Origin of the sequence: Candidatus Poriferisocius sp., from assembly GCF_965214065.1 — a bacterium.
Classification (GTDB): domain Bacteria; phylum Actinomycetota; class Acidimicrobiia; order Acidimicrobiales; family Bin134; genus Poriferisocius.
Genome location: NZ_CBDCAT010000028.1, coordinates 1,164,155 through 1,178,816, shown reverse-complemented (window position 1 = coordinate 1,178,816; position 14,662 = coordinate 1,164,155). Strand labels below are relative to the sequence as shown.

At 65.6% G+C, this 14,662-nt stretch carries 10 protein-coding genes; 7 read left to right on the top strand and 3 right to left on the bottom strand.

What is annotated here, in order from left to right:
• The first annotated feature begins 25 nt into the window (after positions 1 to 25).
• Both ACOOGG_RS16875 and ACOOGG_RS16870 read left to right on the top strand, forming a co-directional pair.
• The gene (locus ACOOGG_RS16875; protein WP_420437171.1) at positions 26 to 2,026 is read left to right on the top strand and encodes a thioredoxin domain-containing protein; all 2,001 of its coding nucleotides are present in this window, start codon (positions 26 to 28) and stop codon (positions 2,024 to 2,026) included.
• On the top strand, positions 2,016 to 4,022 hold the full coding sequence (locus ACOOGG_RS16870) for a DUF459 domain-containing protein (RefSeq protein WP_420437169.1): 2,007 nt from the start codon (positions 2,016 to 2,018) through the stop codon (positions 4,020 to 4,022). Before ACOOGG_RS16875 ends, ACOOGG_RS16870 begins: the two co-directional genes overlap by 11 nt.
• 12 nt (positions 4,023 to 4,034) lie before the next feature.
• Here ACOOGG_RS16870 and moeB read toward each other — a convergent pair whose 3' ends face one another.
• Both moeB and ACOOGG_RS16860 read right to left on the bottom strand, forming a co-directional pair.
• Entirely contained in the window at positions 4,035 to 5,198 is a 1,164-nt protein-coding gene (gene moeB / locus ACOOGG_RS16865; protein ID WP_420437167.1) for a molybdopterin-synthase adenylyltransferase MoeB, read from the bottom strand.
• Between the two features lie 101 nt (positions 5,199 to 5,299).
• Entirely contained in the window at positions 5,300 to 6,073 is a 774-nt protein-coding gene (locus ACOOGG_RS16860; protein ID WP_420437165.1) for an SIR2 family NAD-dependent protein deacylase, read from the bottom strand.
• A 106-nt stretch (positions 6,074 to 6,179) separates the two neighbouring features.
• Here ACOOGG_RS16860 and ACOOGG_RS16855 point away from each other — a divergent pair, with 106 nt between their 5' ends.
• The 4 genes from ACOOGG_RS16855 to ACOOGG_RS16840 all read left to right on the top strand — a co-directional run bounded on the left by ACOOGG_RS16855 (position 6,180) and on the right by ACOOGG_RS16840 (position 9,644).
• Positions 6,180 to 6,605 (top strand): hypothetical protein, encoded by a 426-nt coding sequence (locus ACOOGG_RS16855; RefSeq protein ID WP_420437163.1) that lies wholly within the window; start codon positions 6,180 to 6,182, stop codon positions 6,603 to 6,605.
• A 37-nt stretch (positions 6,606 to 6,642) separates the two neighbouring features.
• Positions 6,643 to 7,827 carry a hypothetical protein gene (locus ACOOGG_RS16850; protein WP_420437161.1) on the top strand — a complete coding sequence of 395 codons (1,185 nt, stop codon included), beginning with the start codon at positions 6,643 to 6,645 and terminating at the stop codon, positions 7,825 to 7,827.
• A 52-nt stretch (positions 7,828 to 7,879) separates the two neighbouring features.
• Positions 7,880 to 9,067, top strand: coding sequence for a hypothetical protein (locus ACOOGG_RS16845; RefSeq protein ID WP_420437159.1), 1,188 nt, complete (start codon positions 7,880 to 7,882; stop codon positions 9,065 to 9,067).
• Between the two features lie 70 nt (positions 9,068 to 9,137).
• A complete protein-coding gene (locus ACOOGG_RS16840; protein ID WP_420437157.1) occupies positions 9,138 to 9,644 on the top strand; it encodes a MauE/DoxX family redox-associated membrane protein in 507 nt (168 codons plus the stop codon).
• On the opposite strand, the gene ACOOGG_RS16835 is transcribed toward ACOOGG_RS16840, so the two are convergent.
• Positions 9,613 to 11,076, bottom strand: coding sequence for a leucyl aminopeptidase (locus ACOOGG_RS16835; protein WP_420437155.1), 1,464 nt, complete (start codon positions 11,074 to 11,076; stop codon positions 9,613 to 9,615). The two genes, ACOOGG_RS16840 and ACOOGG_RS16835, sit on opposite strands and share 32 nt — an antisense overlap.
• An 82-nt stretch (positions 11,077 to 11,158) precedes the next feature.
• Here ACOOGG_RS16835 and metH point away from each other — a divergent pair, with 82 nt between their 5' ends.
• Complete coding sequence (metH, locus tag ACOOGG_RS16830) at positions 11,159 to 14,662, top strand: methionine synthase (RefSeq protein ID WP_420437153.1); 3,504 nt, start codon at positions 11,159 to 11,161, stop codon at positions 14,660 to 14,662.

The window sequence follows — 14,662 nt, the reverse complement described above, 5'->3', positions numbered from 1 at the left end:
GCCGGAGTTCGTTAGTGTCGGAGACATGAACCGACTCGGGGCTGAAACCAGTCCCTATCTCCGCCAGCACGCCGACAATCCGGTGGACTGGTACCCGTGGGGCGCCGAGGCCTTCGCCGCCGCCCGGGTCGCAGACAAACCCATCTTGTTGTCGGTGGGCTATTCGGCCTGCCATTGGTGCCACGTCATGGCCCATGAGTCATTCGAGGACCCCGAAACCGCCAAAGTGATGAACGAGCTGTTCGTCAACGTGAAAGTGGATCGGGAGGAACGCCCCGATGTGGACACCATCTATATGGAAGCCGTGCAGGCGCTCACCGGCCGAGGCGGGTGGCCCATGACCGTCTTCATGACTCCCGACGGGCGCCCCTTCCACGGGGGCACCTACTACCCCCGGGTCAGCCAGGGCCAGATGCCGTCGTTCACCGAGATCATGCACCGCATCCAAGACGTCTGGGTCAACCGCCGCCAAGACGTCGACAGCCAGGCCGACCAGCTCACCCAGTCGCTCAACCGCACCGCGCTCATTCAGCCCGACCCCCAGCGGGCCGAGGCCGGAACCGGCTCAGAGGCACTGAACCGAGCCACTGCTGCCCTGCGCCAGCAGTACGACGCCGCCTGGGGCGGATTCGGGGGCGCGCCCAAGTTCCCCCAGACGATGAGCCACGAGGTGCTGCTGCGCTCCTACCTTCAAAGCGGCGACCAAGACGTGCTCAACATGGTGATCAACTCGCTGGACGCCATGGCTTCGGGGGGCATCTACGACCATTTGGGCGGGGGTTTCAGCCGCTACTCGGTGGACGCCCAGTGGATCGTGCCCCACTTCGAGAAGATGCTGTACGACAATGCCCTGTTCGCCCGTCTGTATTTGCACGCATGGCAGGTGACCGGCCGGCCCCGCTTCCTCCAGGTGCTGGACGAGACCATCGGGTTCGTGTTGCGAGACCTTCGCCACGGCAGCGGCGGCTTCTACTCAGCCCTCGACGCCGATTCCGAGGGCGAGGAGGGCCGCTATTACGTATGGACCCCCGATCAGATCACCTCGGTGCTTGGAGACGACGCGGCCGAGTTCATGGCGTGGTATGGAGTGACCGAAGCCGGCAATTTCGAAGGCCACAACATCTTGTGGAGGCCGGTGCGGGGCGACCTGCTTCGCCCGGCCAGCGTGGAACTGGGCCGAGAGCACCTGCTGTCGGCCCGCAACCTGCGCATCCCGCCCGGCCTGGACGACAAGGTCCTTTTGGAATGGAACAGTCTCATGCTGGCCGCCCTGGCCGAGGCGGCGGCTGCCACTGGAAACCAGCAGTGGCTAGAAGCGGCCGTCAAGAACGGCGGCTTCCTGCTCGACCGGCTCCGCCGGTCCGATGGCCGCTGGCTGCGCTCCTGGCAGGCGGGCGACGGCGACCGTCCGGCCCAGGCTCGCCATCTGGCCTACGCCGCCGACTATGCGGCCGCAGCCGACGCCTTCACCCGCCTCGGCGAAGCCTCTGGCCAGTCCCGTTGGATAGACGAGGCGGTCCAGGCGGCCGACGGGCTGTTGGATCTGTTCTGGGACCATGAACAGGGCGGGGTGTTTACCACCGGCTCCGATGCCGAGGAGCTGATCTGCCGGCCCAAAGAGATCACCGACAACGCTGTCCCCTCAGCCAACAGCGCCGCTGCGGTGGCGCTGCTTCGACTGGGAACTCTAACCGGCAATTCCCACTACCTGGACCGGGCCCAGGACATCCTGGCGCTATTGGGCGAGGTTGCCGCCAACCATCCCAGCGGGTTCGGCCACCTGCTTGAGGCAACCGACATGAACGCCACCGGCTTGACCGAGGTGGTGATCGGCGGCGACCGCCCCGACCTGGTCGACGCAGTCCAGGAGGTTTACCGGCCCAACACCGTGCTGGCCTGGGGGGAGCCCTACAACTCGCCGTTGTGGGAAGGCCGCACTGAAGGACTGGCCTACGTCTGTCGCGACTACACCTGCGAGGCCCCGGCCTCCGCCGCCGAGGACCTGTTAGCCCGACTTGGAGTCTGACGGCAAGACCATTGGAGAGGGGGCCGAGCCAGAAGCCATGACCCGGCACACCAACATGGGCAGGCGAATTTCTCTTGTGGTTCTGCTTTGCCTCGTTTCGACCACGCTGCTCACCAGTGGGAAGCTGCTCGAGATAGCAGAGCGCCAGCCGCTAGGAGAGAGCCGGGACCGCTGGGTGAGCGTCGCTGAGGCTGTGGACCGGGCCGCGAACTTCTTGTCGTTCAATAGGCCCTACGACCTGATCGCCGACTGGCGGGGACTGGGGCAAGACGTGGGTGAGCGATTGGACACCGTGTCCGAGGTGGTGGAGGCGCTTGAAGTCGAAGGCTCTGGCCAAATCCCCCCGGCATTGGTTGATTCCACCGATACTGTTGGCGGCCCAGAGCCGGAGCCGACAGGTGTCGCCGCGGAGTTTGCGGTGGTTTCCCCTGACCGGCCATTGCGTGTGCATGTGGCGGGCGATAGCCAGGCCGATGAAGTGGGACACGCGCTGGAAGAAGCCTCCGGCAGATTGTTCGACGTGACGGTCAACAGCCGGAACTCGACCAGCTTAGTTCGGCCCGACTACTTCAACTGGCCGGCGGAGCTGTTGAAGGTGTCTATCCGAGACGACCCCGACGTGGTGGTGCTGTTTCTCGGAGCCAGCGAATGGCAGAACATGGAGACCAGAGACGGCAGCCTGGTCGAACCGGGCGCGCCGGAATGGCTGGAAGAGTGGTCGTGGCGCTTGAGTGTGGCTCTCGACGTCCTCTCGGCCGATCATCGATTGACTGTTTGGGTCGGTCTTCCGCCGATGCGCCTCGCCTGGAGCGTTGATGGGGTTCCCGCCATCAATGCAGCCGCTGCGGCGGTGATCGCCGACTACCCCCAGTCAGTGATGGTTGACATCTGGGATCTGTTCGGAGGGGAGTCCTACGTGGAGAAGGTGGCACCGCCTTCTGGGGGATCGCCAGTTCGGGTCCGCATGGATGACGGGGTACATCTGAACCGCATGGGGTCGTCTTGGGTGTCTGACCAGGTGGTGGAGGCAGTAGCAGCCTTCTGGGATGGCCGCTGTGACAGCACCGCGGAGGAGGGCGCCATCTGCTGGAGGGTCCGGGGGGACGCCGCCCAAGACATCGGAAGCCGCGCCCAGGCACTGGAAACCTGTGCTGAGCTGCCCGATGGGGGACTCGTCTGCTGGACGAACGACCGGGCCGCGCCGCTGTTCACGCCACCAGGGGAGTACTTGTCGGTGTCGGCCAGCTGGAACCAGGTGTGCGCCCGTAGGGCTGCTGATTCAACCGCGACATGTTGGGGCGATGACTTGGACGGTCGCGGCAACATTCCAGGAGGCGCGTTCGAGTCGGTGGTGGCAGGAGCGTGGCACGCCTGCGGGATCAGGCCGTCAGGGCAAGTGCAGTGCTGGGGCACGCCGGTGGCGAACATGGCCCTTGCCCCGACCGGGATCTATACCGAAGTCACGGTCGGAGAGCGCCACTCTTGTGCCCTCAAGCCTGATGGGCGGGTCGACTGTTGGGGCGACAACGAGTTCAACCGCAGTGCCGCACCCGATATCGAGTTCGTGATGGTCAGCGCGGGCCGGTGGCACTCCTGCGGGATTGTTCCCGATCTGTCCGCGGTGTGTTGGGGAGACAACTCCCACGGCCAGGCAGACCCGCCCGGTGGGCAGTTCGCGTCGCTGAGCGCGGGCGAGATCCATTCTTGCGGTCTGAGGACAGACGGATCGGTCAACTGCTGGGGAGCCAATTCGTACGGTGAAACTGAGGCGCCCGATGGGGAGTTCGCCTCGGTGGCTACTGGGGAGAGGCACTCTTGCGGCCTGTTGAGCAACGGAGAGGCCCGGTGCTGGGGCAACAATGACCACGGACGGGCCGACCCGCCCGCTGGAGTGTTTCTGTCGCTGGACGCCGGCGGGAACATCTCCTGCGGCCTGCGCTTCGACCAAAGCGTGGAATGCTGGGGGCGGGAACTAGCCGGTGAGAGCTCGGGCTAGCGGCTCGTTGCGCTAGCCCACGGGGGCGGGGGCGCAGAGTCCGTCGAGCTCTACCACCTGGATCTTGTCGCGGTTCTCCCAGGTGATGGGCTGGTCGGGATCGGGCCGCAGCTTGTACTCCCGGAACGACATCTCGCTGGCGTCGAACGCCAGCAGCCGGCCTACCAGGGTGTCGCCATGGCCCAACATCAACTTGATGGCCTCTAGGGCTTGGATCGAACCCACGATTCCCGGCAGCACGCCCAGCACCCCGGCTTCTGCGCAGCTCGGGGCCATCTCAGCGGGAGGCGGCTCGGGGATCATGTCCCGGTAGGTGGGGCCGCTGCGGGGATCGAACACCGTGACTTGGCCCTCGAATCGGAATATCGATCCGTGGACCACGGGTATTCCCAGCTTCACCGAGGCGTCGTTGAGCATGTAGCGAACCGGGAAGTTGTCGGCGCCGTCCACGATCACGTCGTAGTCCTTGATTATGTCCACGATGTTGTCGGCTCCCAGCCGCACGTCGTAGGTCACCACGTTCACGTCAGGATTCAGGGCATTGAGCGTCTTCTTCGCCGAGTCCACCTTGCGCTCCCCCACCCGGTCGAGGTTGTGCAGGATCTGGCGCTGAAGATTGGAAGAGTCCACCACGTCCATATCCACGATGCCTACGGTTCCCACCCCGGCGGCGGCCAAGTACAGGGCTGCGGGTGAGCCCAGACCACCGGCACCGAGACACAGGACCTTTGATTCGAGCAGCTTGAGCTGGCCCTCGGCGCCCACCTCGGGCAACAGCAAGTGACGGTGGTAGCGATTGCGCTGATCGGGGGTCAGGGTCACCGGCAGGGCCCAGTCTCGGCCCTCGTCCTTCCAGCGATTGAACCCGCCGTCCATGGAAACAATGTCGCCATACCCCATCTCCTGGAGGGTCTGGGCTGCGAAAGCCGAGCGCACCCCGCCCGCGCACATGACCACCACCGCGGCATCCTTGTCGGTCAAACGGTTCTCCACATTGGGCTCAAGGTTTCCCCGGGGGATGTGGACCGAGCCGGGCACCGCCCCCTGCTCGAATTCGTCGGGCTCTCGCACATCAAGCAGAACCGCTCCTTGGGCCAACATCGCTTCAGCCCCGGCTGGGTCGGTCTCTCTGATCTCAGCTTTGGCTTCTCTCAGCAAATCTCTGAATGTGGGCATTGCTACGGTCACCTCGGTGTTGGCGGGACATCCGGTCAGGCGGTGGGAAGATTTCCAATAAATCCTACCGAGTTAGTCCGATTTTACCAATCCCCGCCCGCTCACGGAGCCACAATCAGGGGCAGCGCCTCGCTGATTGAGGCCGGCACCACCGCGGCGGCCAGCCCATCGAATGGAGTGGGCTCAGCGTTCACGATCACCACCTGGGCACCGGCCTGATGGGCGATGGGGACCACATTGGCTATCGGGTACACGGTGAGGGTGGAACCCACCGCCAGCATCACGTCGCATTCCGTGGCTGCCTGCTCCGACCGGTGCAGATCGGCCATCACCAGATTCTGCCCGAATGAGATGGTGGCCGACTTCAAGATCCCCCCGCACAGCCGGCACGGCGGGTCGGCCTCCCCGGCCCTGACCCGCTCCAGAGCACGCTCCATCGGGGCGGTGTCCCCGCAGTCCAAACATCGGACTTTGGACGTGGTGCCGTGAATCTCCACCAGCCGTTCCTCCGAGGTTCCCGCCGCCCGGTGCAGGCCGTCCACGTTCTGAGTGATCAGAAGGTGCAGCTTTTTCAGGCGCTCCAACTCCACCAGCGACCGGTGGCCGGGGTTGGGCGCCTTGCCCTCCCACATCGAGCCTTCGCTTAACCGCTGCCAGTTGCGCTGCCGCAGTTCAGGGTCGGACACGTACGACGTCAAGGTGGCCGTCTTCTCGGCCTCAGGATTCTTGGTCCACAGCCCCTCGGGCCCCCGGAAGTCGGGAATACCGCTGTCAGTGGATATTCCCGCACCGGTCAACACCACCACCTTGCGTGCATCCCGCAGCACCGCCCGCGCTGCGGTGATCTCGGTGCCGAGTTCTTTGATTGGTTTCATAGATTCCTACATAGACCTTGACAGCAATGCATGAAACTGAGCAATATACATCTAAAGCTTCCTCCCACTATCGAGCCTGGTGAATGCCAGCAGAAACGATCCTTCCATGACTATTCCCGCTTTGCACTCTTCGCTTTGGATTGAACCGTGGCGTGATTTGATCACCGAGGAGAACGGTCATGACCCCCGTTCCAGATACGTGGAGCAATTCTGGCTGGGGGTGATCGGCCCCACCGCCGCCTGGCTCATGCGCTATGTGGCCCACGAGTTTGACAGATCACCCGATGGGTTTGAGCTTCCCGTTGCTGACATAGCGCTGCAACTTGGGGTCAGCCCCAAGGCCGGGCCTCGCGGCGGGCTCCACCGGACCCTGCACCGCCTGGTGATGTTCCGACTTGCGTCAGAGAGCCACGCCGGTTTCGCCATTCGGCGCCGACTGCCTCCGCTCAACCACGCCCAACTCCGCCGGTTGCCCCAACACCTCCAACGCTCTCACTCCTCTTACTACTCGCTTGCCGAACCCGCGGCCTGAAGCGGCCACACCCACCTCAGGCCGCTAGACAATGGGCGTGGAAAACGACCTGAGAGATTCCTGGAACCGGCTGTGTGACACCCTCAAGGAGTCGGTGGACTACGTCTTCGACCCCGAGTTAGGGGTGGATGCCTCCGAGCAGGCCGAGGGCCTTCGCCACCACCTTCGGATGTTCCTTCTGGCCGTTGACCGAATCCTTGAGAACAACGACCCCGAACGCCCCGAACTGGGGTGGACCTATCCCTCCAAGTTCGGCCAGGACAATCCCGACGCGCTTTACCAAACCGCGCCCTTGAACCTGAGCCGCACGTACCGCCTCACCGGCGTTATCGACAACGTCCGCTACCTGGGGTTGTCGATATTGAATTTCGTCTCCGGCCGAGGAGGGATCACTCAACAGCTCAGCGTCGGCACGCCCGACCTCACCGACATAGGCGGCGGCCGCATCGACGTCGTCTTCAGCCCCGACCCCGACCCCGGCGACCACGTGGGCGACTGGTACCAGGTTGAGCCCGAGATCTCCCGGCTGTTGGTTCGCCAGTTCTTCTCCGACTGGGCCACCGAGAGCCATGCCGACCTGCACCTGGAATGCCTCGATGCCGCAGACCGGCCCGCCCGACTCGACCCAGTTCGCGCCGCGACGCTGATCGATGAGGTGGCCGAAGAGGTCAACACCGTCCCCAAGTTCTGGACCGACTATGCGGTGGGCTACCGCGACCGGGAAGAGATCAACACCTTCGCTCACGTCGAGGGGAAGTTCAGTGGGGAGGGCCTTGGCGGCAGCGACCAGCAGGCCTACGGAGGCTGCTGGTACGAGGTGGGCCCCGACGAGGCCCTGCTGTTCGAGGTCATCCCGCCCGACTGCCTCTATTGGAACATCCAGGTGGGCGACACCTGGTTCCAAAGCCTCGACTACGTGAACCTCCCCACCACCATGAACGACTCCCAGGCCCGCCTCGACCCCGACGGAGCGCTCCGGGTGGTGATCTCCCATGAAGACCCCGGCATCCAAAACTGGATCGCCCTAGGCGGCTGCCCCCAAGGAGCACTCACCTACCGGTGGAACAACGCCGACTCCGCCCCGGTCCCCACGCTGCGGCTCATGCCCGTCTCCGAAATCGGCGACAGTCTCCATCCCGATACCCCCCGGCTCAGCGCCGACGACCGCACCGCGCTGAACGCCGAGCGCCGCCGCCACGCCCTGCGCCGCTTCACGCGATAGCCCAGCGGCCCTCGGTCAGCCCGGTTGGAGGCGACGCGGCTAGACATAAGCCGTGGACAACGAACTGAGAGCTTCCTGGAACCGGTTATGCGACACCCTCAAGGAGTCGGCCGGCTACATCTTCGACCCAGCACGGGGGGCCGACGCTTCCGAGCAGGCTGAGGGCCTGCGCCATCAGCTGCGGATGTTCTTTTGGGCCTACGACCGAATCGTGGAGAACAACGACCCCGACCACCCCGAGCTGGGCTGGGTGTACCCCTTCAAGGTGGGCCAGGACAACCCCGATGCGATGTACATGACCGCGCCTGTGGACCTGAGCCACACCTACCGCCTGACCGGTCGGATCGACACCCTGCGCTACTTGGGGCTGTCGTTGATGGACCACAGCTTTGGCCGAGGGCGCATCACTCAGCTCGTGGACGTAGGAAGCCCCGATCTGACCGACATCGGCGATGGCCGCATCGACGTGGTCTTCAGCCCCGACCCGGATCCCGGTGACCACGTCGGCGACTGGTTCCAAGTAGAGCCGCACCCGTGCCGGCTGTTCGTGCGCCAGTTCTTCTCTGATTGGGCGTCGGAAGATCAGGCCGAGCTGCATTTCGAATGTCTTGACCCGTCGGGTCCCCCCGGCCGGCTCGATCCGGTGCGGACTAGTCAGCTGTTCGACGAGTTGGCCCGGGAGGTTGACACCGTGCCCGAGTTCTGGACCGACTTTGCCGGGGGTCAGCGCGACCTAGGCCAGATCAACTCCTTCGACCATGTTCCCTCCCACAAGGTGAGTCAGAGCGCCCAGGGGGGAAGCGAGAAGCAGTCTTACGGGCAGTGCTGGTACGAGGTAGGACCCGACGAAGCCCTGCTGTTCGAGGTGACTCCGCCCGACTGCCTGTACTGGAACATCCAGGTGGGCGACACCTGGTATCAGAGCCTCGACTACGTGAACCTTCCCACCACCATGAACGACTCCCAGGCCCGCCTCGACCCCGACGGAGTGCTCCGGGTGGTGATCTCCCATGAAGACCCCGGCATCCAGAACTGGATCGCCCTGGGCGGCTGCCCTCAAGGTGCCGTCACCTACCGGTGGAACAACGCCGACTCCGCCCCGGTGCCCACCCTGCGGCTGATGCCCTTCGCCGAGGTCGGCGACAGTCTCCTTCCCGACACCCCCCGGCTCAGCGCCGACGACCGCACCGCGCTCAATGCCGAGCGCCGCCGCCACGCCCTGCGCCGCTTCACGCGATAGCCCATGGAGTACGTGGCCGCGGTCCTAATGTTGCGATCATCGATAGCTTCGAGAGGCTGAGAGTTCGATAGTGGAGTACGTGGCCGCGGTCTATCTGATGGCCGCGGTCTTGCTGGGCGCGGCAGGAGCGTCGAAAGCAGTCACCCCAGAGCCGGCGTCCGCCGCACTGGCCCGGCTCCATCTCTACCGCCGACCATGGGCCGTACGGCTGCTTGGCCTTGTAGAGCTCGTCGTGGCGGTCAGCGCGTTTATTGTGGGCGGCATAGTCCCGGCCACCGCCCTCGCCGCGCTCTATGGCGGATTCGCCGTGGTGGCCGCGGCCATGGTCCGCTCGGGCTCATCCGAGCCCTGCGGCTGCTTCGGCCGAATCGAGATGCCGGCAACCAGACGCCATGTGACGGTGAACGTCCTAGCCGTGGTGGTCGGACTGGTGGCGGCCTCCTGGCCGGTCGAAGCCATCGACACGCTGTTCGACTCCCGCGAATGGCTGCTGGCTCCTTTTGCGATTGTCGTGGCGGCTGGGGCCTACGGAGCGTTTGCTTGGCTCAGTCGGCCGTCGACGGCGGTTCGAAGTTGACCAGGGCGTCGAGGAGCATCCGCACGCCGAAGCCGGTGCCGCCCTTGGCGGTCTCGCCGTCCTCAGAGTCGGTGAAGGCGGGACCGGCGATGTCGAGATGGGCCCAGGGGATTTCATCTTCCACGAAATTGGACAAGAACAGCCCGGCAGTCAGCGCTCCTCCGTGGGGGCCGCCGATGTTCTTCATGTCGGCCACCGACGAATCGAGCTGGGCCTTGTAGTCGTCGGGCAGCGGGAGCCGCCATACCCGCTCCCCAGTGCGCTCGGCGGCGTCGGCCAACTGGTCCACCCACGCCTCGTTGTTGCCCATGAGCCCGGCCACCTTGGGGCCCAGCGCCACCATGCATGCCCCGGTAAGGGTGGCCAGGTCGACGATGGCGTCTGGCTCGGCCCGACAGGCCAGCGACAAGGCGTCAGCCAGCACGAGGCGGCCCTCGGCGTCGGTGTTGAGCACCTCCACCGTCTTGCCGTTGGCCATGGTGAGCACATCGCCGGGCCGGGTGGCGTCGCCCCCCAGCATGTTGTCGGTCATGGGCACGTAGCCGGTGACCTTAACCGGGGGCGCCACTGCGGAGATGGCGGCCATCACACCCAGTACCGCCGCTCCCCCGCTCATGTCGCACTTCATGGTCATCATCCCGGTGCCGGTCTTGATCGACAGCCCGCCGGAATCGAACGTCAGGCCCTTGCCCACCAGCGCCACCGACCCTCGGCATTCCGCCGCCGGGTCGGGCGCGTAGGACACCTCCACGAATCGGGGCGGCTGCTCCGATCCCCGGTTGACACCCAACAGCCCGCCCAACTCGGCCTCGCGGATCGCATCCAGGTCGAGCACAGTTATCTCCAGGCCCTCCCGCTCGGCCATCTCAACTGCCAACTCGGCGAAACGGGTGGGGGTGAGCGACCCCCCGGGTTCGTTCACCAAGTCGCGCACAAAGCACACCGCCTCGGCCACCCGCCGGCCCCGCTCCAATGCCTCGGTGACCACCCGACCCCCTGGGCCGATCACATGCACGTTCTCCAGCTTGTTGGGCATGGGCTCCGACTTGAAACTGCCGAAGGTGTACGCCCCCAGCGCCATCCCCTCGGCCAAAGCCGCCAACGCGTCGGCGCGGTCGATGCCGTCGGGCACGGCATCGAGCACCGACACCGAGATACGCCTCAGCCGCTTGGCCGCCCGGGCCAGCGATGCTGCGGCCTGGCGTATGACTGCAGTGGTCATCTTGTCGGCCGGTCCCAGCCCGACCACTGCGATCGGCCGGTCTGGTCCCGACACGATCTCCACTTGTCCGGCCTTGGCCTCGAACCCTCGTCCGTCGAGCACCTCCCAGTCCAGCTCGTCGGACTGCTCGGCTTCTTCGCCTGAGCACACCCCTAATGCATGCAGTTCGGCGCTGGTCGGGATTTTTCTGCCGGTTCGAAACGCGATCACCTGGTCTCCTCGGGTTGATTCAAGCCCCTGCGATGTTATCTGGCAGGGGTTTGCCGCCCGATGCTTAGTAGCCTCGCTTTCCATGGGTTCCTATGAGGATGCAGCCAAAGAGCGCGTCCTCATCTACGACGGTGCCTTCGGCACCTATGTCCAAGAACAGCCGCTGAGCGCCGACGACTTCGGCGGCCCCGACTTGGAAGGCTGCAACGAGCTCTTGTGCTTGACTCGGCCCGAGCTCATCGCCGAGATGCACGATCTCTACCTGGGCCTCGGGGTAGACGCGGTGGAAACCGCCACCTTCGGGGCGTTCGCCGTGCCTTTGGCCGAGTACGGCATCGCCGATCAGGCTTATGAGATCAACCTAGCCGCGGCCCGCATCGCCAAAGAGGTGTGCCACGGTCATGCATCGGCTGAGCGGCCCCGGTGGGTGGCCGGGTCGGTGGGACCGGGCACCAAGCTGGCATCTCTGGGCCAAATCCGCTATGCCGAGCTGCGCGACGCCTTCGAAGTCCAGGCCCGCGGCCTGCTCGACGGCGGAGTGGACCTCTTCGTGATCGAGACCCAGTACGACCTGCTGGGGGCGAAAGCGGCAATCAACGGGTGCCGCCGGGCCATGGCCGCAGCGGGGCGGGAGGTGCCACTGCAAGTGCAGGTCACCATCGAGATGACAGGCCGGATGCTGCCCGGCACCGAAATCGGCGCCGCACTGGCTGCGCTGACGCCCCTGGGTCCAGCGGCGTTCGGGCTGAATTGCGCCACCGGCCCGGCTGAGATGGGCGAGCACCTGAGGGTGCTGTCGGAGCAGTGTCCCGTGCCGGTGGCCTGCATCCCCAACGCCGGGCTCCCCCAGGTGGTGGACGGCCGCATGCACTACGACGTCGGCCCCGACGAGTTCGCCGACCATCTGGCCCGGTACGTCACCGAGCTGGGGGTGAGCGTGATCGGCGGCTGCTGCGGCACCACCCCCGAGCACCTTGCCGCGGTGATCGACCGCTGCGCTCAGCTCACTCCGGGCCCCCGGCCCGGCTCGCTGCCCCCATCGGCCACCTCCATCTACACCGCGGTGCCCTTCGCCCAGGACACGTCGTTTCTGATCGTGGGCGAGCGCACCAACGCCAACGGCTCCCGCAAGTTCCGCGACGCCATGCTGGAGGCCGACTGGGACGGATGCCTCCAAATCGCCCGCGACCAGGTGGCCGAGGGCGCCCACCTGCTGGATCTGTGTGTGGACTATGTAGGTCGCGACGGAACCGCCGACATGGACGAGCTGGCCCGGCGGTTCGCCACCGGGGTGGCCGCCCCTTTGGTACTGGACTCCACCGAGCCCGAAGTGATGCAGGCCGGGCTGGAGTGGATCGGCGGCCGGGCGGTGCTCAACTCGGCCAACTTGGAAGACGGCGATGCCGAGGGGTCGCGCCTTGACAGGGTGTTGGCGCTGGCCCGGGAATACGGCGCAGCGGTGGTGTGCCTGCTCATCGACGAGGAGGGTCAGGCCCGCGATCTGGAGTGGAAGATGCGGGTGGCCCACCGCCTCTACCGGCTGGCCACCGAGCGCTACGGGTTGGCCCCCTCCGACCTCATCTTCGACGCCTTGACTTTTCCGCTTTCGACCGGCGACGACGATCTGCGCAAAGACGGCCTGGCCACCATCGAGGCCATTCGAAGAATAAAGGCCGAGCTGCCCGGCGCCTACACCACGCTGGGGGTTTCCAATGTGTCGTTCGGGCTTAAGCCCGCCGCCCGCCATGTGCTCAATTCCATGTTTTTGCATGAGTGCCTGGAGGCCGGATTGGACTCGGCCATTGTCCACGCCGGGCGGATCATCCCGCTGAACCGGGTGGACCCCCGCCATCGGGACTTGTGCCTGGATCTGATCTACGACCGGCGGGGCTCGGCCGGCACCGCCTCGGAGGGTCGAGACAACTACGACCCGCTGACCGAGCTCTTGGCTGCGTTCGAGAACGTGACCGCCACCGCTGCCGTCAAAGAAGACCGTTCCGGCTGGCCGGTGGAACAGCGGCTAGAGCGGCGCATCATCGACGGCGAGCGGGATGAGTTGGAGAGCGATCTGGACGAGGCCCTCGGCAGCACCCCGGCGCTGGACATTGTCAACAACACGCTTTTGGCCGGGATGAAGGTGGTGGGCGAGCTGTTCGCCTCCGGCGAGATGCAGCTTCCGTTCGTGCTTCAGTCGGCCGAGACCATGAAGACCGCGGTGTCGTATCTGGAACCGCACATGGAGCGCTCCGACGACACCGGAGGCAAGGGCCGGATCGTGCTGGCCACCGTGAAGGGCGACGTCCACGACATCGGCAAGAACCTGGTGGACATCATCTTGACCAACAATGGCTATGAGGTTCACAACCTGGGCATCAAGGTATCCATCAGCGAGATGATCGATCGGGTCCAGGCAGTGGACGCCCACGCCATCGGTATGAGCGGTTTGCTGGTGAAGAGCACGCTGATCATGCGGGACAACCTGGAGGAGCTGAACACCCGCGACCTCCACCACCTCCCGGTATTGCTGGGCGGCGCGGCCCTGACCCGCACCTATGTGGAGCGGGACATGCGGGAGACCTACCGGGGCCGGGTGTTCTACGGCAAGGACGCCTTCGAGGGCTTGGCGGTAATGGACCGACTGGGCGAGTTGCGTCGCACCGGCATCGACGACCCCGAATTCGGGCGCCGACCTGGAGGCCGGGATCTGCCCCGCCGCCCTCGCCGGGACGCGCCTGGTGCGACGGGCGAAGAACTGCCCGAACGAGCTCCGTCGGTGGAGGCCGACAACATTGTGTTCGAACCCCCGTTCGTGGGCTCGCGGGTGGTCAAGGGCATCCCGGTGGCCGACATCGCCGAGTACGTGAACGAGACTGCCCTGTTCCGCAACCAATGGCAGTTCCGCCCCACAGACGGCGAGGACGACGCTGCGTTCAAAGAGCGCATCCGCCCCACCTTGCGTGAGCAGCTCACCTCGGCCACCGCCCAGGGCCTGCTGGTGCCCCAGGTGGTGTACGGCTACTTCCCGGTCAACGGGAGCGGGGATGACCTGGTGGTGTGGGATGGCCCCGACCGCACTGCCGAGGTGTGCCGCTTCCGCTACCCCCGCCAGCCCAAAGACCCGTTCTTGTGCATCGCCGACTTCTTCCGCCCCGCCGCCGGCGACGAGGTGGACTACGCCGCCTTCCACATCGTCACCATGGGCGCCGAGGTGTCCAAAGCCGCCGCCAAGCTGTTCGCCGACAACCGCTACCAGGACTACCTGCTGCTGCACGGCCTCGGGGTGGAGATGGCCGAAGCCCTCGCCGAGTACTGGCACCACCGCATCCGCACCGAGTGGGGCTTCGTGCAAGAGGACGGCCCTACCCTCACTGGGCTGTTCCGCCAGCAGTACCGCGGCGGCCGCTACTCCTGGGGCTACCCGGCCTGCCCCGACCTCGAGGACAACCTCACCGTGGCCCAACTCCTCGAAGCCGACCGCCTCGGCATCCAAGTCGGCGAGGAGACCAGCTACCAGTACCAGCCCGAGCAGACCACCTCCGCCCTCATCTGCCACCACCCTCAAGCCAAGTACTTCGTCGCCCGCTGA